Source organism: Cryobacterium sp. 10C3, from assembly GCF_034314285.1.
Classification (GTDB): domain Bacteria; phylum Actinomycetota; class Actinomycetes; order Actinomycetales; family Microbacteriaceae; genus Cryobacterium; species Cryobacterium glucosi.
This window is the reverse complement of record NZ_JAVIWF010000002.1, coordinates 2778447-2797172: the sequence shown is the minus strand read 5'-3', so window position 1 is coordinate 2797172 and position 18726 is coordinate 2778447. Positions and strand designations below refer to the sequence as shown.

Annotated in this window: 20 protein-coding genes; 11 read left to right on the top strand and 9 right to left on the bottom strand. The window is 64.1% G+C overall.

What is annotated here, in order from left to right; translation table 11 throughout:
- Positions 1–99 precede the first annotated feature (99 nt).
- On the top strand, positions 100–945 hold the full coding sequence (locus RGU41_RS14205; protein ID WP_322136624.1) for a sugar phosphate isomerase/epimerase: 846 nt from the start codon (positions 100–102) through the stop codon (positions 943–945).
- Here the strand turns inward: RGU41_RS14205 and RGU41_RS14200 are convergent.
- On the bottom strand, positions 918–1802 hold the full coding sequence (locus tag RGU41_RS14200; RefSeq protein WP_322136623.1) for an AraC family transcriptional regulator: 885 nt from the start codon (positions 1800–1802) through the stop codon (positions 918–920). The genes RGU41_RS14205 and RGU41_RS14200 overlap by 28 nt on opposite strands.
- Before the next feature lie 219 nt (positions 1803–2021).
- Here RGU41_RS14200 and RGU41_RS14195 point away from each other — a divergent pair, with 219 nt between their 5' ends.
- Complete coding sequence (locus RGU41_RS14195; RefSeq protein WP_322136622.1) at positions 2022–3068, top strand: glycoside hydrolase family 88/105 protein; 1047 nt, start codon at positions 2022–2024, stop codon at positions 3066–3068.
- Positions 3069–3138: 70 nt separating this feature from the next.
- Here the strand turns inward: RGU41_RS14195 and RGU41_RS14190 are convergent, their stop codons facing one another.
- Positions 3139–4440, bottom strand: coding sequence for an ISL3 family transposase (locus RGU41_RS14190; RefSeq protein ID WP_322135197.1), 1302 nt, complete (start codon positions 4438–4440; stop codon positions 3139–3141).
- Between the two features lie 124 nt (positions 4441–4564).
- Here RGU41_RS14190 and RGU41_RS14185 point away from each other — a divergent pair, with 124 nt between their 5' ends.
- The 5 genes from RGU41_RS14185 (at position 4565) to RGU41_RS14165 (ending at position 8790) form a co-directional block, all read left to right on the top strand.
- Positions 4565–5359 (top strand): gluconate 5-dehydrogenase, encoded by a 795-nt coding sequence (locus tag RGU41_RS14185; protein ID WP_322136621.1) that lies wholly within the window; start codon positions 4565–4567, stop codon positions 5357–5359.
- Positions 5360–5395: 36 nt separating this feature from the next.
- On the top strand, positions 5396–5899 hold the full coding sequence (locus RGU41_RS14180) for an RpiB/LacA/LacB family sugar-phosphate isomerase (RefSeq protein WP_322136620.1): 504 nt from the start codon (positions 5396–5398) through the stop codon (positions 5897–5899).
- A gap of 8 nt (positions 5900–5907) precedes the next feature.
- Complete coding sequence (locus RGU41_RS14175) at positions 5908–6054, top strand: hypothetical protein (RefSeq protein WP_322136619.1); 147 nt, start codon at positions 5908–5910, stop codon at positions 6052–6054.
- A gap of 72 nt (positions 6055–6126) precedes the next feature.
- A complete protein-coding gene (locus RGU41_RS14170) occupies positions 6127–7461 on the top strand; it encodes an MFS transporter (RefSeq protein ID WP_322136618.1) in 1335 nt (444 codons plus the stop codon).
- A gap of 150 nt (positions 7462–7611) precedes the next feature.
- Positions 7612–8790 (top strand): MFS transporter, encoded by a 1179-nt coding sequence (locus RGU41_RS14165; RefSeq protein WP_322136617.1) that lies wholly within the window; start codon positions 7612–7614, stop codon positions 8788–8790.
- Between the two features lie 180 nt (positions 8791–8970).
- Here the strand turns inward: RGU41_RS14165 and RGU41_RS14160 are convergent, their stop codons facing one another.
- The 3 genes from RGU41_RS14160 to nrdD all read right to left on the bottom strand — a co-directional run bounded on the left by RGU41_RS14160 (position 8971) and on the right by nrdD (position 13469).
- Complete coding sequence (locus RGU41_RS14160; protein WP_322136616.1) at positions 8971–10437, bottom strand: HNH endonuclease signature motif containing protein; 1467 nt, start codon at positions 10435–10437, stop codon at positions 8971–8973.
- Positions 10438–10627: 190 nt separating this feature from the next.
- A complete protein-coding gene (gene nrdG, locus RGU41_RS14155; RefSeq protein WP_322136615.1) occupies positions 10628–11230 on the bottom strand; it encodes an anaerobic ribonucleoside-triphosphate reductase activating protein in 603 nt (200 codons plus the stop codon).
- Positions 11223–13469 (bottom strand): anaerobic ribonucleoside-triphosphate reductase, encoded by a 2247-nt coding sequence (gene nrdD / locus RGU41_RS14150; RefSeq protein ID WP_322136614.1) that lies wholly within the window; start codon positions 13467–13469, stop codon positions 11223–11225. Before nrdD ends, nrdG begins: the two co-directional genes overlap by 8 nt.
- A gap of 445 nt (positions 13470–13914) precedes the next feature.
- On the opposite strand from nrdD, the gene RGU41_RS14145 reads away from it, so the two are divergent.
- Genes RGU41_RS14145 through RGU41_RS14130 form a run of 4 tightly spaced genes read left to right on the top strand, consistent with a single transcriptional unit; the run spans position 13915 to position 16640 of the window.
- Positions 13915–14466, top strand: a complete 552-nt coding sequence (locus RGU41_RS14145) for a hypothetical protein (protein WP_322136613.1) — start codon at positions 13915–13917, stop codon at positions 14464–14466.
- Positions 14466–15479: a DUF6545 domain-containing protein gene (locus RGU41_RS14140; RefSeq protein ID WP_322136612.1), complete on the top strand. Its 1014-nt coding sequence runs from the start codon at positions 14466–14468 to the stop codon at positions 15477–15479. The genes RGU41_RS14145 and RGU41_RS14140 overlap by 1 nt, the downstream gene beginning before the upstream one ends.
- A gap of 31 nt (positions 15480–15510) precedes the next feature.
- Positions 15511–15966: a hypothetical protein gene (locus RGU41_RS14135; RefSeq protein WP_322136611.1), complete on the top strand. Its 456-nt coding sequence runs from the start codon at positions 15511–15513 to the stop codon at positions 15964–15966.
- Positions 15963–16640, top strand: coding sequence for a 5' nucleotidase, NT5C type (locus RGU41_RS14130; protein WP_322136610.1), 678 nt, complete (start codon positions 15963–15965; stop codon positions 16638–16640). Before RGU41_RS14135 ends, RGU41_RS14130 begins: the two co-directional genes overlap by 4 nt.
- 53 nt (positions 16641–16693) lie before the next feature.
- Here the strand turns inward: RGU41_RS14130 and RGU41_RS14125 are convergent, their stop codons facing one another.
- From RGU41_RS14125 to RGU41_RS14110, 4 genes are all read right to left on the bottom strand, one after another.
- On the bottom strand, positions 16694–17080 hold the full coding sequence (locus RGU41_RS14125; protein WP_322136609.1) for a DUF1304 domain-containing protein: 387 nt from the start codon (positions 17078–17080) through the stop codon (positions 16694–16696).
- An 80-nt stretch (positions 17081–17160) separates the two neighbouring features.
- Positions 17161–17490, bottom strand: coding sequence for a hypothetical protein (locus RGU41_RS14120; protein ID WP_322136608.1), 330 nt, complete (start codon positions 17488–17490; stop codon positions 17161–17163).
- On the bottom strand, positions 17483–18142 hold the full coding sequence (locus RGU41_RS14115; RefSeq protein WP_322136607.1) for a hypothetical protein: 660 nt from the start codon (positions 18140–18142) through the stop codon (positions 17483–17485). The genes RGU41_RS14120 and RGU41_RS14115 overlap by 8 nt, the downstream gene beginning before the upstream one ends.
- On the bottom strand, positions 18139–18714 hold the full coding sequence (locus tag RGU41_RS14110; protein WP_322136606.1) for an RNA polymerase sigma factor: 576 nt from the start codon (positions 18712–18714) through the stop codon (positions 18139–18141). Before RGU41_RS14110 ends, RGU41_RS14115 begins: the two co-directional genes overlap by 4 nt.
- Positions 18715–18726: the final 12 nt, after the last annotated feature.

The window sequence follows — 18726 nt, the reverse complement described above, 5'->3', positions numbered from 1 at the left end:
CACGGGGCCGCCATTCTCCGCCCGGATGACCAGGTCAGGGCTCGCCCAGGCAGAGGTGTACAGTTCGGCGAGTTGGCCACAGCGGTGAAAGGTACGGATATGACGATCAATTTCGGCGCTCGCGGACACGACGTGACGTGGGCGTCAACTCCCGAGGCGCTGGCGCGTGGCCTGGCGGGATACGGGGTGCACAACGTGCAACTGGCCCTGGGCCGGTCCTTCCCCGAACTGAATGGCGCACGCGCTGTCAACCCCGGCCTGGGCGCTTACTTCCGCCGCGTGATGGCCGCCCAGGGCGTGGATATCGCCGTGCTGGGCTGCTACGACAACATCATTCATCCGGATGCCGATCGCAGGGAGGCGATCCTGCGGAAGTTCGAGGCCTATCTGCTCAACGCTCGGCATTTTGGTGCCCCGATGGTGGCGACCGAGACGGGGAGCGTCAATGCGGAGGGTTTTGCCTATACCCGGGCAAACTTCACGGATGAGGCGTACCGGGAGGCCGCAGCGGTGATTCGGCGGCTCGCGGAATTCGGCGAACGCGTGGGGACCATCGTCGCCATTGAGCCGGGCATTAACCACCCGATCTATAACCTCGATCGGGTCGAGCAACTCCTCGACGACGTCGACTCACCCTTCCTCGGCATCGTGTTCGACGCCACGGCGTTGCTCGACCCGAACGAGCCCGTCGATCTTGCGGCATTGACGAGCGACGCCTTTGAACGGTTCGGGGGACGCATCGTCGCGGCCCACCTCGACGACTACCGCCTCTCGGACGGTCGCGTCGTCCGCTGCGACATCGACGACGGGGTCCTCCCGGTCGCCCAGATTCTGGCCACGATCAGCGCGCACGCTCCCTGTCTCGCCGTCATCATGGAGGAAACCGTCAACGACGCGATTGCCAGGACCGTGGATCGCTACACGGAATCGGGATTCTCGAAGTGAATGCCTTCGGGGTTGCGACTCCGGCGGATGAATTCCTTGCTCGTCATGCCGAACTCATCCTTGAAGCAGCGGAGGAAGTGCGTGTACGACGAGAACCCGGCGATCCGATAGACGTCCAGGGCGTTCCCGTGCGTGCTCAGGAGGTCTTTGCTGTGCAGCAGTCGCTTCTTGAGCGTGTACTGGTGGAAATTGAGTCCGGTGTTCGTCTTGAACTGGCGTGACAGGTAGTACTTACTGATGAAGAACCTGCCCGCGACGGCATCGAGTGACAGATCCTCGTCCAGGTTGTCGGCGACGTAGCCCATGACCGCCGAGATGAGGGCCGACACGGGAAGGTCGTGGGGAACGACGGCGTTCTCGGAGCCGAAGACCGCCTTGTTGAGGTCGATCAGGAACTCGATCAGCCGGTTCTCTCGGACGAGGTCCGCGCCGAAGCCCTCCTGATCGGGCTCGTCCAGGTGAGAAATCTGTTCGCGCAACCAGTCGGCATCCACACTGATGACCTGGCTGGTCGGGGTGCCGTCCTTGGCGAACAGGAGGTTGAGGTTGGTGCTGTCTGAGGAACGGCTCGTGAGGAACTCCTCGCGAATGTGGATGTACGCACGTTCGTAGTACTCGCTGGACTGCCTGACGATGTTGTGCAGGTCGTTCCTCCGCACGAAGGTCACGGTTCCCGGTTCCGTGGAGTACTCGGTTCCGCCGAGCCGGAAGACACCCGTGCCGCGCAGTACGCAATTGATCTCGTGGAAGTCGTGATAGTGCAGGTTTGCGTGCTCACGGACGGCATTGTCGACGTGGTACAGCTCGAAATGCCCGGAGACCATCGTGTTCACGATCACTGCGCGGCGAGGCTCCATCGGCGCCTCCTCTCCGAGAGCTCAGGCGACAGTCTGGCACGCAGCCTCCGCTGCAAGAAACGGCAGTTTTTGAGCAACGGTCGACACCACGGGGCCTATATCGACGGATTCCGGGGTTGTAACGTTTCAAATACAAGGAATCAAAGAAGATTGTGAAGAGAAACCATGCATCTAGACACTGCCGTCAGCAGAGAGCAGATCGTTCAAAAGATCGATGCCATGATCTCCAACCTGACCACAATCAGGGACGAGTCAGGTAAGTTTTTACTCCATTTCAGTGATGTCGTCGTCGACGACAAGAGCTGGAATGTCTGGAATTGGCCCCAGGGTGTCGGTCTCTACGGGATCTACAAGAACTACCGGATCACCGGAAATTCCCTGGCAGCGGATGTCGTCCGCGAGTGGTTCGATACCGCGCTCGCCGCGGGCGCTCCGCCGAAAAACGTCAACACGATGGCACCGCTGCTCGCCATGGCCTGCCTGTATGAGGACACCAAGGACAGCAGGTACATCCCGTACCTCAACCAGTGGGCGCAATGGGCCATGCACGACATGCCGCGCACTCACGGTGGTGGCATGCAGCACATGACCTATGCCGGGCCGAACTCTCAGCAGCTCTGGGACGACACCTTGATGATGACGGTGCTGCCCCTCGCGAAGATCGGTCGCCTCCTGGATCGGCCGGAATACATCGAGGAAGCCAAGTACCAGTTCCTCATCCATGCCCAGTACCTCTTGGACAAGAAGACGGGCCTCTGGTTCCACGGCTGGTCGTTCGAGCGCCGTGACAACTACGCAGACGCGCTCTGGGCACGTGGCAACTGCTGGATCACCATCGCCATTCCGGAACTCATCGGCACCCTGGGACTCAAGCCCGGAGACCCGATCCGGGACTGGTTGCTCGAAATTCTGAACAGCCAGGTCTCCGCACTCGCGGAGCTGCAGGACGAGTCCGGCATGTGGCACACGCTGCTCGATGACCCGACCTCCTACCTCGAGTCGTCCGCGACCGCCGGTATCGCATACGGGCTGCTCAAAGCGGTACATGAGCGCTACATCGACAAGAGCTATGCGGCCGTGGCGGAGAAGGCCGTCGCCGCACTGTACGACCGGATCACCGACGAGGGCGAAGTCCAGAACGTCTCGGTCGGAACCGGAATGGGTGACGACCTGGACTTCTACAAGAACATCGACCAGACGGCGATGCCGTACGGCCAATCGCTCACGGTGCTGTGCTTCGCCGAATATCTCGTCTCCTTCTGCTGAGACGACCATGCCTTCCACGAAAAGAGTAAGAAAATGACCGAAAAGTTGGCTCTCCTGACTCTTCCGTGGGTTAGTCCCGGCCGGGAAGCACGGGTTTGTGCCCGCCGAGGCTGAGCATTGCGAGGGCGATGAGGGCCTCGGGTGATTTGAAGCCGAACGCGATGCGGGTCATGAGGCGGATCTTGGTGTTCATGGATTCGACGCGGCCGTTGGAGAGGCTGTGCTCGATGGAGGCCAGGATCGCGGTGCGGTGTTTCACGATGCTCTTCTGCAGTTTCACGAAGGACGGGATGCGGCAGCGGCGAGCCCAACCAACCCATTTGTCGAGAGCTTCGGTCGCTTCCTCGAGAGGCAGTTTGAAGATCACACGGAGGCCTTCCTTCAGGTAGTACGCCCGAGCCAGCCGGGGGTCGGTCTGCACGATCCAGGCGAGCTTCGTTTGTTGCTTCTCGGTCAGGTTTTCCGGGTTCTTCCAAAGCGCGTATCGGCAGTTCTTGATGCCCGTCGCCCGGGCGCTGTCTGGGCGTGCCGGGGCGTCGGCTGGGGGCCGGCCGCGAGTGCGTCGGGCATCGTTGTGCCGGGCGGCTTTGCGGGCCTCGTTCCACGCGCCCCGGCGGACTTCATCGAGGGCCTCGGTGGCCCATTTCACGACGTGGAACGGATCAGCGCAGCGAACAGCGTTCGGCGCTCGTTCCGCGACAACACTGGCGATCCAGGCCGCACCGTCCGCGGAAACATGCGTGATCAGTGCCGAACGCTCCGGCCCCAACGCATCAAAAAACGTCTCGAGGGTGGCCTTGTCCTGGCCTGGTGCCGCCCAGACGAGACGGCCAGAATCGTGGTCCACGACGCAGGTCAAGTACTTGTGGCCGCGCTTGTAACTGATCTCGTCAATCCCGATCCGGGTGAGGCCCGCGAACTGGTCGAACTGCTTCTCCGTATCTGCCCAAACCCGGGTGATGATCGCGCCCACGGTGCGCCACGCGATGCGCATCAGCACGGTGATGGCGGACTTGGATGTTTGCGTGGCCAGCCACGCGACCTGGTCATCGAAGAACAAAGTGTGCCCGCTCTGATGCCGGGCCCACGGCACGGCGGCGACCGTCACGCCATGCACCCGGCAGCTCACCCGCGGCGCCGCAGCTTCTAAGTGGATTTGCACCGAGCCGGCGTCCAGGGATCGCCAGCGGCGCCGCCCGTCACCGGCGTCGTAGCGCGGGCAGCGCTTCCGGCAGGCCCCGCACCGGTTCCGCATCGATGCCGTTGGGCGCACCGACGCGACCAGCATGCCCGTATCCGCGTCGAGATCGACCGCTTCGACGATGGTTTTGTCGACTCCGAGCAGAGTCCGCCATAGTGTTGAGTTTTGCACGCCGTTTTCTCGTCCCTGTGTTTCTTGCCTTTGTCAGTTAGAAACCTAGACGGAGAGCGGCGTGCACTCGTTAAGGCGCTCGGAAACCACCCACGGTAACGTCAGGAGAGCCGAAAAGTTTGACATGGAGAGCTTCTCCCTGAGCGGCAAAGTCGCCCTGATCACCGGCGCCAGCTACGGCATCGGACTGGCAATCGCCTCGGCGTATGCGGTGGCGGGCGCCCGGATCGTCTTCAACGATCGCGACCAGGCGGCCGTCGACCGGGGACTCGCCGCCTACAAGGAAGCCGGGATCGAGGCTCACGGATATGTCGCGGACGTCACTGACGAAGACGCGATCGTTGCGATGGTCAAGCAGATCGAGGACGAGGTCGGCACCATCGACATCCTCGTCAACAACGCCGGCATCATCAAGCGCGTCCCGATGCTCGAGATGAGCGTCGCCGACTTCCGTCAGGTGATCGACGTCGACCTCAACGGGCCGTTCATCGTCGCCAAGGCCGTGCTGCCGGGAATGATCAAGAACGGCCACGGAAAGATCATCAACATGTGCTCGATGATGTCGGAACTCGGGCGCGAAACCGTGTCGGCTTACGCCGCAGCCAAGGGTGGCCTGAAGATGCTCACCCGCAACATCTGCTCCGAATTCGCCGAGGCCAACATCCAGTGCAACGCCATCGGCCCTGGCTACATCGCAACGCCGCAGACGGCCCCGCTCCGTGAACTCCAGGACGATGGCTCCCGGCATCCCTTCGACCAGTTCATCATCGCGAGGACCCCGGCCGCGCGCTGGGGGACCCCCAGGGACCTGATGGGGCCGGCAGTGTTCCTGGCCTCCGACGCGAGCGACTTCGTCAACGGCCTGGTCCTCTATGTCGACGGCGGCATCCTCGCCTACATCGGGAAAACCCCTCAGTAACGCGGGACTGCCCGCACCACATCGTGAGCACCATCAATGAAAAAGGTCGAAGAACCAATGAAGATTGCTTTGATAAACGAGAACTCCCAGGCTTCCAAGAACGCCATCATCTACAAGGCGCTCAAGGATGTGGCCGACGAGAAAGGCCACGAGTCCTTTAACTACGGGATGACCGGGAAAGAGGGCGAGAGCCGGCTGACCTACGTTCAGAACGGTCTCCTCGCCTCGATCCTGTTGGGCACGAAGGCCGTGGACTTTGTCGTCACCGGCTGCGGCACCGGCGTGGGGGCCATGCTCGCCTGCAACAGCTTCCCCGGCGTGGTCTGCGGCATCGCCATCGAACCGACGGATGCCTACCTCTTTTCCCAGATCAACGGAGGCAACGCGCTCTCCATCCCTTATGCGAAGGGCTTCGGCTGGGGGCCGAGCTCAACCTCACGCTCATCTTCGAGCGCCTGTTCGCCGAGCCGATGGGTGGCGGGTACCCCAAGGAACGGGTGGTCCCTGAGCAGCGCAATGCACGCATCCTCAACGAGGTGAAGGCGGTCGTGTACAAGCCCCTCATCCAGGTGCTCAAGGAAATCGATCAGGACTTCCTGAAGGAAACCATCGCCACCGAGAACTTCACGGAGTATTTCATCGCAAACGCCGAACCGGGGGAGGTGCGCGACTACATCCTCGCGCCACTCGCCTGACCGGCGAACTGCACTCTGCACCACGAACGATCACACTAGAACCACTTATCAAGGAAGATCAAGGGTTTCGTCATGAGCGAAAACACGGCAACGTCACAGAGGACGCCGTCGAACGACAAACAGGTTTCATCCCGCAATCTCAAGCGCGCCGCCTTCAGTGGGTGGATCGGAAGCGCACTGGAGTACTACGACTTCACGTTGTACTCCCAAGCAGCAGCACTCGTGTTCCCGACGGTGTTCTTCCCCACCGCGAGCCCGGCCGTCGCCATCGTCGCCTCGCTGGCGACGTACGGCGTCGGCTATGTCGCGCGGCCCATCGGCGCCATTGTCCTGGGCAACCTGGCCGACCGCCACGGGCGGAAGCATGTCCTCGTCATCGCCATGATGATGATGGGCCTGGCCACGCTCCTCGTGGGCGTTCTGCCGACGTACTCCCAGGTCGGCATTCTCGCGCCGATCCTGCTGGTGGTGCTCCGGCTCGTCCAGGGCTTCGCCGTCGCCGGGGAGCTGGGCGCCTCCAACGCCCTCATCGTCGAGCACTCGCCCGATGCCAAGCGGGGCTTCTTCGCAAGCTTCAGCCTGCAGGGGTCCCAGATCGGCAGCATCCTCGCCCTCGCCTTCATGCTTCCGCTGGCATCCGCGCTCCCCGCCGACGCCTTCCAGAGCTGGGGATGGCGGATTCCGTTCCTGCTCAGCGCGGTCGTCATCCTCGCCGGCTACTTGATTCGCCGCAACATCGAAGAGCCGCCCGCCTACCTGAAGCAGTCCCAGGTCAAGGAGTTCAAGACCCCGGCGATCGAACTGTTCCGTCGCTACCCGCGCATGCTCCTCATCTGCGTCATCAGCACGCTCGCCAACGTGATCGGCACCGCGACCCTGGTCTTCGGTGTCACCTACGGCAAGCAGGAGAGTTACGGAGTCGGCTTCACGACGAGTGAGTTCCTGTGGATCATCCTCATCATCAACACGGTCTCTGCCCTGACGATCCCGCTGTTCGGGAAGCTCTCCGACGTCTTCGGCAGGAAGGCGCTCATGATCACCGGCGCCCTCGGCGGCGGCCTCACCTCGATCCCGTTCCTCTTCGCGGTGCAGGAAAAGAACTTCGCCATGGTGCTCATCCTCGGCGTGCTCGCCATGTCGATTTTCTTCCAGATGTGGAACGCCACATTCGCCACGGCCTACCAGGAGCAGTTCCCCACCCGGCTGCGCGTCACCGGCTTCGCCGTCTCGCAGAACGTCGGCCTGATGCTTGCCGCGTTCGCGCCGGCGATCTTCACCCTGATGGCTCCTCCCGGAACGAGCAACATCCCGATCGTGATCGGCATCACCACACTCGTGGTCACCGTGATCGCGGCGGGTGCCACCCTGTTCCTCTGCAACGGATCCGGCGAGAGCCTGGCCGAGTAACGGGCACGACAAAGCCCCCTGCCTCCCGCATTTGACCGGGAGGCAGGGGCTTTGTCGTGCGCTGCACCAGGGGCTCGCCGCACGACGAGGGAAACAGTGCCACTTTGCTGCGCTGCGTCCACACGCGCAGGTTCCTGGCGTCGAGCGACCATGACCATCCAAGAGAACGCGGAGATTGTCTCTGCCGCAGAGCCCACCCCCGCCGTCTTTGGTTCAGAAGCCCGACTCAATACGAAGGAGAAGGTCGCCTACGGATTCGGCGACCTGGGCAGCGGGTTCATGTTCGACCTGGGTCAGGCCTACCTGACCAAGTTCTGGATCGACACCGCGGGCATCGGCCCGGCGGTCGTCGCCCTGATCTTCGTGCTCGTGAAACTCTTCGACGCCGTCATGGACCCGCTCGCCGCGATCTTCATCGACAGCCGCAAGATCGGCAAGCGCGGCAAGTTCCGCCCGGTGATGATGGTCAGCGCGATCCTCCTCGCGGTCATGACCGTCGTCACCTTCACCATGGTCTCATTCGTGCTCTGCTACCGGGGCACCAAGGAGAATGTCGTCATCAACCGGGCAGCGAGCTCGGGGAAGAACGGCATCAAGGATTACGCCAGGGCAGTTCTCACCAATCGCCCGCTGCTCGGCCTCGTGCTGATGTCCCTCTTCACGATCTCGTCGATGAACGTCAACAACATGATGATGATCTTCTTCGCCCAGTACAACCTCGGGAACCTCGCACTCCAGGCCGTACTGAACCTCGTCATGATCGGTGCCTCCATCGTCGGCATCATGTTCATCCCGAGGCTCGTCATGCGCTTCGGCAAGAAGCGCACCGTGATGGGCAGCTTCATCATCGCGATCGTCGCCAACGGGCTGGACTTCATCATCCCGACCAACCTGTGGACGTTCATGATCCTCGTCACCATCGGCTCCGCCGCACTGGCCATCCCGAACGGCATCACCTGGGCGTTCGTCTCCGACACGATCGACTACGGCGAATGGCACACCGGGGTGCGCAAGGAGGGCGTGACCTCTGCCGCCTTCAGCTTCTCTCGCAAGCTCGCCCAGTCCCGCGCCGCGGTGGTCGGTGCCGGCATGCTCGCCGTCACCGGATATGTGGCCAAGGCCACCAGCCAGTCGGGCGAGACGCTCGAAGGTATCAAGGCGGTCATGACGCTGTATCCGGCCCTCGCACTGGTCATCGCCGCCATCATCATCTACTTCATCTACACCGTGTCCGACGATAAGTACCGCAGGATCGCCAACGACCTCGACGAACGCCGCTGGGAACACGGCATCATCGGTGAGAGCACGAGCTCAACCAGTGCCAAGTAGCGCAGTACCCAGTAGCGCGGTACTAAGTCGCGAGCGTCAAGCGGCGCAGTACCAAGTAGCGAGCGTCTAGCGGCGCAGTACCAAGTCGGGCTGTACCCAGCATCACCGTACCCAGCATCACCGCACCCAGGGGCGTCCGCAGGCACCAGCCCGCTGGCGCCTCTTCGGCTGCGCTGCTGACTAGAACGGGCTTGGGTTGTCGGGGTTGTCGGGGTCGTTGGGTTCGGGGTCGAGGGTCCAGACATCCACGAACGGAACCCGCGGTTTCGGTGCGGGTTTGGGTTTCCGGGGTGGCCTCATGTCGGCGGAGGGTTCCACGATGTAGCGGTACCCGGCCGGGGACGTCCACTCGATCCGACCATCGCCCAGGTGTCTCGGTGTCCATCTTTTGTAGCTCTTGACCGCGTGGTGATACGGGCAGAGGTGGGCGAGGTTCATCGCGTTGGTTTCGCCGCCGTGCTGCCACTCGACGCTGTGGTCCACGTCGGAGCGTTTCGCCGAGCGGCGGCAGCCGGGGAAGGTGCAGGTTTCATCGCGCACCTCGAGCCACTTCTTGAGCGCGGCGGGGACCTTGTAGGTGTCCCGTCCCATCGAGAGCACGACCCCGGTCTCCGGGTGGGTGAGCAGCCGGGTGAAGCTCGGCGCCCCCGCCGCGAGACGCCGTGCCGTGTCGGGGTCGATGGGTCCGTACCCGGCCGGATACCCGGGTTCCTCGCTCGTGCCCAGCAGGGTCAGGACCGGGACGGTGACGTTGACCTGCGCGGCCACCCCGGCACCCAGTCCGTCCGGGGTGACCCCGCTGAGCAGCACGTCGGTGAGCACGTCTGCAGCCAGCTGGGTCAGGGTGCGGGTTTCCTCCGGGCCCTGCAGGCAGAGCGCCGTGTCGAGGGTGCGGTGGTAGGCGGCCTGCACCTTCTCCGCGTCCCCGGTCACATACAACGACGCCATCCCGTCGTTGAGGGCCTGGAAGACCACGTGCCGGTCTTCGACGCTCTTCTGGTGCCTCGCGGTGATGGTTTCCGGGTGGGTGCGTTCCCGCACCCGCCGGGCCCGGTCGGACAGCTTCGCCACGGTGAGGACTTCCGCGACGGGCACCAGGACGTCTTCGAACACGGCGCGGGCCCGGGCGGCCGCTTCCGGGTCGTCTCCCATGCGGATGCCCCAGGCCTGGTCCATGATCACTTGAGCGTGCCGGTAACTGATCGCCCCGATGGCGAGGGCGTCCCGGGTTGCGGGGAGGTCTTCGGCGAGGGTGCGGCTGGCTTCGATCAGGGTCTCCGCCGTGCGCCGCGGCAGCCGGAGCAGGGCCCCGACCTCGCAGGTGAACTCCTCCTTGGTGGCCTCCTCCGGCGACCACGGCGGGCGCGGCCCGCCGGCCTGCTCGGCGGCCTCCGCCCGGGCCCGGCCCGCATCGGCCAGCACCCGTTGCGCGGTATAGATCGCGGCGGCCCGGCGAGCGGTGGCCCGGTTGATTTCCCGGTCTGCTTCCCGGATCGCGTCATAGAAATCGGCGAGGGACGGCTCCACCAGGCCGAGGTGCTGGGCGTTGAGGCTGCTGTCGGGAGGGACATCAGGAGGGATGGCGGGAGGGTTCTCGGGAGGGGTCCCGGGAGGGGGTTCCGCAGCGCTGTCCACACTGCTGTCCACGGGGCTGTCCAGGTGAGATTCTGAGGGTTCTTCAACTGTCATGGGGGCACTCTACGGACCACCACCGACATTCCACCGGCATCCGCCACCCCACAAATGGCCTGTGGAAAACCCGGTCAGAGAAACTTTGTTGAGGACGGGCCGCTGCCGGGGGCGGTCGCGGCGTGCGCTGTGTTCCCCGACCCGGGGACTAGATCAGTTGGCGCTTCTCGATCTGTTCGAAGGTGTTCGTCGCATCCCGGAGTCCACCCCACAGGACCACCTCTCCGGCGGTCAGGGACGCGGGGACGTCGATGATCCGCTGGTTGCTGCTGCCCCGGAACTGCAGTTTCAGGTCACGTTTCGCCAGCTCGAACCGACCGTCGACCAGGACGTCGATTCCGCGGAGCATGGCGAGCTTGTCCGGGCTCTCGAGCAAGAGCTCCTCGAAGGTGTATCCGGTCCAGGACCACACGTCCTTCGACGAGCCGAACTCCCGGCGCACCCGGTCGATCAGCCCGAGGCAGACCCCGGTGTTGAGGAAGGGTTCGCCGCCGAGCAGGGTCAGGCCCTGGACGTACTCCTGGCCGAGGTCGGCCAGGATCTGGTCTTCGAGTTCCTGGCTGTATTCCTGGCCGTAGCGGAAGCTCCAGGTGGCTTCGTTGAAACAGCCCTCGCACGCGAACAGACATCCGGACAGGTAGAGGCTGCACCGCACGCCTTCGCCGTCAACGAAGACGAAGGGCTTGTAGTCCCCGACGTATCGCTGGCTCAGCTTCTCAGACAGCCACTCGCCGGGCCGCGGGTTACGCATCCTCGGAGACCGGTGCCGGGGCATCCGCCCCGCTGATGCCGGTGCCGCCCGCCATGTGCTTGACCCGGGAGGTGATCTCCATGTGCCGGCCGTGCACCATTGGTCGGGCCTGCGGGTTGCCGAGGTAGCCGCAGGTGCGCTTGACGACGTCGCAGGTCATCGGGTCGGCGTTGCCGCATTCGGGGCACTCGAAGCCGCGCTCCGTCGCGTCGAAGTCGCCCGAGAAGCCGCAGGCGTAACAACGATCGATCGGGGTGTTGGTTCCGAGGTAGCCGATCCGGTCATAGGAGTAGTCCCAGACCGCCTCGAGTGCCTTGGGGTTCTGCTGCAGGATCGGGTATTCGCAGTAGTGGATGAACCCACCGGAGGCGAACTCTGGATAGACCTTCTCGAAGTCGAGCTTCTCGAACGGCGTCGGGCTCTTGCGAACGTCGTAGTGGAAGCTGTTGGTGTAGTAGTCCTTGTCGGTGATGTCAGCGACCGAACCGAACTTCGCGGTGTCGAGCCGGCAGAACCGGTCGGTCAGGCTCTCGCTCGGGGTCGAATACACGCTGAACTGGTAGCCGTACTCGTTGCTCCACTCCTGGGTGCGGTCGTGGAGCGTGCGGAGGATGTCGACGGTGAAGTCTTTCGCCTCGGGGTTTGATTCCCAGGCTCCGCCGTAGAAAGCCGAGGCCACCTCGTAGAGGCCGATGTAGCCGAGCGACACGGTGGCGCGCTTGTTCCTGAACACGGTGTCGACGGACTGGCCGGCCTCCAGATGCTGGCCGAAGGCGCCGTAGACATAGAGGATCGGTGCGTTCTCCGGGGTCGCTTCCTTGCAGCGCTCGATCCGGAAGAGCAGGGCGTCGCGGGCAATGCTCACACGTTCGGCGAGGATGCTCCAGAACTTGTCCTTGTCGCCGGCGGCCTCGAGGGCGATCCGCGGCAGGTTGAGTGTCACGACTCCGAGGTTCATCCTGCCCTCTGAGACGTCGTTGCCATCTTCGTCCGTCCAGCCCTGGAGGAAGGACCTGCAGCCCATCGGCACCTTGAAACTGCCGGTGAGTTCCACGATCTTGTCGTAGTTCAGGATGTCGGGGTACATGCGCTTGGTGGAACACTCGAGCGCGAGCTGCTTGATGTCGTAGTTCGGGTCGGTCGGGTCGAGGTTGAGGCCGCGCTTCACCGTGAAGATCAGCTTCGGGAAGATCGCGGTGCGCTTCTCCCTGCCGAGTCCCTCGATGCGGATCTGCAGGATCGCCTTCTGGATCTCGCGTTCGAACCAGCTGGTGCCGAGGCCGAAGCCGAGCGAGGTGAAAGGGGTCTGCCCGTTCGAGGTGAACAGGGTGTTGATCTCGTATTCGAGGCTCTGCATCGCGTCGTAGATGTCCTTGAGGGTCTTCTCCTCCGCGAACTGCTGGTGCTGGGACTCATCGGCGATCCATGTCCTGGCGTCGGCGAGGTGCTTCTGGAGGTTCTTCTCCGCGTACGGGGCGAGCACCTCGTCGATCCGGTTGCCCGAGCATCCGCCGTACTGGCTCGACGACACGTTCGCGATGATCTGCGAGATCTGCGCGGTGGCCGTCTGGATCGAGCGGGGCGGGTCGACGTCGGCGTTGCCGATCCGGAAGCCGGTGCTGAGCATCGTCTTGAAGTCGATGAGGCAGCAGTTCGTCATCGGGGCATAGGGGTGATAGTCGAGGTCGTGGTAGTGCAGGTCGCCCTTCTGGTGGGCGTTGGCGACGTGCGGCGGCAGCATCTTCAGGCCGATCGCCTTGCCCACCGCGCCGGCGGTCAGGTCACGCTGGGTGTTGAAGACATCGCTGTCCTTGTTGGCGTTCTCGTTGACGACTGTTTCGTCTTTGCTGATCAGCTTGATGATCGAGTGGTTGATGTCGGTGGACTTACTGCGCGCGAAGTCGCGCTGGATCCGGTAATTGATGTACGCCTCTGCGGCTTCGTATTCCTTGCTGTCCAGCAGGGCGTGTTCCACGATGTTCTGGACCTCGTAGATCTTGATGTCGACCGCGAAGCGCGAGGCTATCTCGCGATCGATACGAGTGACCAGGTCACGGATGATCCGGTGCGTGAGCGGGGTCAGTTCGCCGTTCACTTCCGTGAAGCTCTTGGCCAGTGCGGCATAGATCCGGGCGTCATCGAAGGCGAGCCGGCGACCGTCGCGTTTCGACACCATAAGGGTGCTGAGACCGCTGCCAGCCGTAGGCGTTCCTGTGCCGGGGTCTTCTGTCTTCAACACGCGCTGCTGCCTCCTTGACTAATACTCCCCACGACAATCGAGCGGGACAGTTAGTCGGGCGAAAGACCATATCTAGTGGTTGGGGCGTGAGATCGATACTACCTGTTGTGGTCAGACCACAGGAGCACATTTTGCTCCGCGCCACGCGAAAGGTGTCGGAAAAGGCCAGATTCCGGATCAAGCGCAGCCGCAAGTCATGGGCGGCACGGTAGGCAGCGTGGCGCAGGGGCGGCATGGTGAGGAGCCTGTGCGGCGAGAAGACGATGTGGCGAGGCGGCTGCGTGGTGCGGAGGCCTGTGGGCAGCTCCGCACCACGCGCACGGCGACGCCCCGCTGTCGCCCGTGAATCCGCATCGTGCGTGGTTCGGACATGCCGGTTACGGCGTTCCCCCGGAACTGTAACCTAGACATGTCCAACCGAAGGCAAGCGTAGCAGACGATAGACATGTCCAATGTTGAGGTCCGGGGTTGGCTGAACGTGGCATCGACCGGGGGAAAGACCATGGATCACCAAGAACGCCAGAAGCGCGCGCACGAGCTTGTCGCGGCACTCGATTTGCCGCGGCCGCTCACGCCCGAGCGGCTCCACGCGCATATGGAGAGCCTCCGGAAAAAACAGATTGTGATCCGCGAGGGCAGCGAAACGATGCTGCACGCTGGTGTCTGCGGACTCTGGATCGAGGTCGCCGGCGAAGCCTTCGAGCGCATCCACCATGCCCCGACGATCTCAGCAGTGCATCGGCAGCAGCTCATCAACCATGAATATGGCCATATGATCCTCAGCGACGACAAGGAATTACTCTCGGCCGATCAAGTCGCGCGATTCGCGCCCCTGATCCCCTATGACGCCATCGTGCACGCACTTTTGCGAAGCAGTTTGACCGACGAGCTGGAAGCACTCGCCGAAGCGATCGGCGACCGGCTCGCCTTGACTATGCTGAGTGACCGCGCGGAGGCCCGTGACGGCGCCCGGACCGGATTCGGGCGGGTGCTGTAGTGGCCTCCCTCATCGCTGGTGGCGTGAGCGCGCTCCTTTGGCTGGCCGCCCTGTTCTGCCTCCCGTCCGTCGTGCGGGGCCGTCGGCGCCTGCTGTTCTCGTTTCTTGCGGTGTTCGCGCTGACGATGTCGCTGCAGACCGATCTTGTCTTCGACGTGCTCGATGCCGCTCTCGGCGGCGTGAACGTGACGTATTACCTTTTCCACGTCACTGCGGTCATCGCAATAGCACTTCTCAACGAACTCGTGCGGGCCGCATCGTCGGCGCACCCCGGTGGGTGGCGGATCAAACCTCTCTCTGCGATCTTCCCGGGGGTGGTCATTCTCATTCAGTCAGTGTTGTTCTTTGGGGCCGACTGGCGACTGCTGCCGGACATCCGCTTTCTCGATCGGTGGGACTACACGGCGTACGCGGCGACCACCTGGGTGGCCCTGGCGTATTTCTCGGTCACGGTGGCGGCGGCATGTCTCTCGGACCGGCGAAGGCAGCGACGACGGCTGACCCGGGTCTCACTCGGCTTCGTCGTTGTCGGCTGCGCCGGTGTCATCGTGTACGCCGTCGTCAGCCTCCTCAATGCGGTCATGGCGAACGTCAACCACAATGCTGACTTCGCGACCGGGACGGGCGGCGTCTACTATGCGGCGCTATTGATCGCGCCCTCGTGCCTGGCCGTTGGATTCGGCCTCACGGCGGCGGTGGACGGCGTCATACGAGTCCAACGGGAAGTCCAGGTTCGCGTTCTCCTGGTGAGGCTCGCACCTCTCTGGGAGCGGCTGTTGTCCGAGTCGCCCGAACTCAGCCTTGACGTTCCTGAGGCGAGGATCCACTTGGTTCTGACCCGCGGCGCCGCTGCGCGACTCTACCGTCGCTATGTCGAGGTTCGTGATTGCCTCCTGCTGTATCCTCAGGAAATATCGCGGTCGGACCAGGCGCTGTTGGCTACCGCTGAGCACCTCGTTTCCCCGGGTGGCGCTCGAGCGTTGCCCGTTATGACTGTGGAGGGGCAGCCGTGATGCGACGAGACGTAGCGGGGACGGCGCACCGATGAAGAGGGGAACGCCTGACGTGAACGGCAAGACTCCTCCGACCGCACAGGGTCTCAGCGCGCAGATGGAACTGGCGAGGAAGCTCAACCTTCTGCTCGACGTCGTCGTCGCAGAGGGAAATACCCCGTATACCTACCGCGAGATAGCCGAGGGCCTGCGGGACCGGTCGCTTTCCCTCTCCCGAGCCCGGTGGGCATATATGATCGCGGGGACCGGCCCTCTCGTGACAGACGAGAAACTCCTGACCGGAATTGCCGAATTCTTCCGGATCCCGCCGGCCTACCTCCTGGGTTCCGACGACGATATCCCCGTCCGAGTGGACACCCAACTCGCCTTTGTCAAGAAGCTCCGCGCACAACGAGTCGTGAATTTCGCCGCGAGGACTCTCGGCGATGTCTCCCCGGAGACTCTGCGCACCATCACCCAACTTCTGAAAGAGGACACTCTCGAATGACTCCGAACGCATTTGTGGCTCCCGCCGATCTGACTGCCGCGCTTGATCGGTTCCGGACCGCGCATGGCCGCGCCCCGCGTATCGGGGTCGACCTCGATGCGACGACCGCCGACACGGTCGGTGGTCTCCGAAACTGGATGGGGGAGAAGCTCTCGATCCCCCTGGCTGAACGGTCCACGCGATTCCCCGACCTCGACCAGTACGCCATGTGGATCGGCGACGACGCGTGGTTTGTCGATATGCCGGACTTCCTCGGCCATTTTGGTCATGCCGAACGCCACGGCTTCTACCTGGGCCTCGCGGTGTTCGACGAGGCCGTCGTGACGCTTCTCGCCCTTGAGGCTGCCGGATGCGAGCTTGTTGCCGTCACGGCCAGGAGTGACGAGTTCAACCCCGATACGCGGGAGTGGATCGCGTCGAACGGACTGCCCCTGGCCACGGTCGTGCATTCGGGTTTCGACAAGCATGCGCTCGAGGGGATCGACCTGTTCGTCGACGACGCCCCGCCCGTCGTGACCGGTCTGCTGAAGGCCGGACGGAGCGTCGTCGTTTTCGACCAGAGTTACAACCGAACGATTCCGGAGCACGACCGCGGAACGCGGGCGACCGGCTGGGGCGCACCCATGCTCGCGGCCGTGACCCGTCTGCTGACCGCGCAGGCAGCGGTCGACTAGCGTCGGCGTGCGCGCCGAGCGTGGTCGCCACGCGGCGGGCGCTGTTCGTGGGGTTAGCTGAGGCTCGCCAGGACGAGGGCGAGGGCAGCGGGGAAGAACTGGAGTGCGGCCGCGCGTCGGTAGGAGGGTCCCGTTGAAGCGAGGACGACGCCGGCAACCGACATGCAGGCGGTTCCGAAGATGACCGCCGTCTTGCCCGCGATGAACGCGGAACCGGACTGCCCGAGCAGCACGACGCCGACGAGCACCCCGACCGCGAGGGCGAGGTTGTAGAAGCCCTGGTTGTACGCCATCGCGCGGATCGTCGCCGCTTCGTCCCTGGATGCGATCCCGAACCGCCCGTAGACGGCGGGGCGCATCCAGAGCACGCTCTCGAAGAGGAAGAAGACCACGTGCAGGAGTGCGGCGATGGTGGCGACGATTTGGGCGGCGATGAGCATGGGTTCCTCCGGAAGATTGTGAACCAATCGGTACGGAACTCATCCTGCCGTATCGGAGTCTGCGGCGCGACTCACGGGCGTCAGCCGATGCGGGCGACCGTGACAGCGATCTCGGAGATGACCGGGTCTCCGGCGTGACGGAAGTGCTCGGCGATGGCATCGTGAACGCGGCGGCAGACATCCGGTGCCGCATGATCGGGGCCGACGCCGATGTTCGCGGCGATCGAGAGTGCGCCGGACCTCTCGACGACGACGATTGGATTCGGCGCAGCCACGCTCGGGATCAGCGCGGCGACGACTGAGGCCACGACCGTGGTCAGGAGCGGGCCGGCCGGGTAGAGCGCGTCGACGCCGGGGACCGCGAGAATGTAGTCGTCGAGTTGGTCGGCAGCGACAGCGGGCTCACTCATCGGCTTCTCCTTCGGGGGTCGGCAGGGCTGTCGTGAGGTACAGGTCGGTGACCGTGATGTCGACGGCGGCGATCGACAGTTCCGTCTGCTGCACGAGCACGGCGTAGACCGCCGCGCGCAGGCGTGCGGTGAGGGCCGTGATGCTCTCGCCGACATTCATCCCGTCGGCCCCGACCGACACCTCGAGGCGCACCGTGATCGGGGCTCCCGGCTCGGTGACGTCGCCGTCGAGGCGGCAGCGACTGATCAGGATGCCGTCGATCCCGTCCCCCGCCGTGCGCAGGACACCGATGACCGCGCCTTCGGTGAGCGCCAGCCGGGCGACCGGTGAGTCGGACGTGAGCGGGATCCGCCGACCGGCCCGGGTCTCGAGCCGGATGCTGTCGATGATGGTCGCGACCCAGCCGTCAGTCCGTGACGACTCCCGGTCCACGGCGGCCGAGTCGACCCGGCGCAGCGCTGCTCGGAGCCGCTCGAGGCGGGTGAGGGCCGTTGTGCACGCCGGGGAGTCGTCGATGCTCGAGTCGCTCGGGGTGCGACCTCGGTCGAGGTAGTCGTTGAGGTCCTCGATCGTGTGCCCGGACAGGCGGGCCTGCTCCTCGGCCAGCTCTTCGGGGTCGAAAGCCACAAAGGGGGTGTCTGGGGCGTTCATCGCCAGTCCTCCAATTCCCGCAGCAGGGTTTTTCGGGCGCGTGCCAACAAGCCTCGCACGGTCGACACGGGCAGGTCGAGTTCTTCGGCGATATCGGTGTAGCTGTATTCGCCGAGTTCCCGCAGGGTCCAGCAGCGCCGCTGGTCGTCCGGCAGCTCCGCGAGGCATCGCGCGAGCGCCTCGGCCTGTTCCTGCGTCTCGGCGACGTGGTGCGGCGTGAGCGCCGCCGGAGCCGCGGCATCCGTTTCGGTGATGTCGGCGTGGTCGCGGCGGGCGCGAACCCGGTCGATGCTCTTGCGACCGCAGATCCGCATCAGCCAGCTCTTCACCGCGGCGCAGTTCTCAAGGGTCGGCAGTTGCCGCCAGGCCGTGATGAATGACTCCTGCACCACATCGTCCGTCTCGTCGTTCGAACCCAGGATCCGGGTCGCGTGCACGCGCATCAGAGGGCCGTGGCGACGGACGAGAACCTCGAAGGCGCGAACATCGCCGTCGGCCGCGCGGTCGGCGAGCAGGGCGTCGGATGCCGCGTCGAGAGCGGATGGGACGGCGTGCCTCGTAACGGTGGTCATCACGTCCTTCCC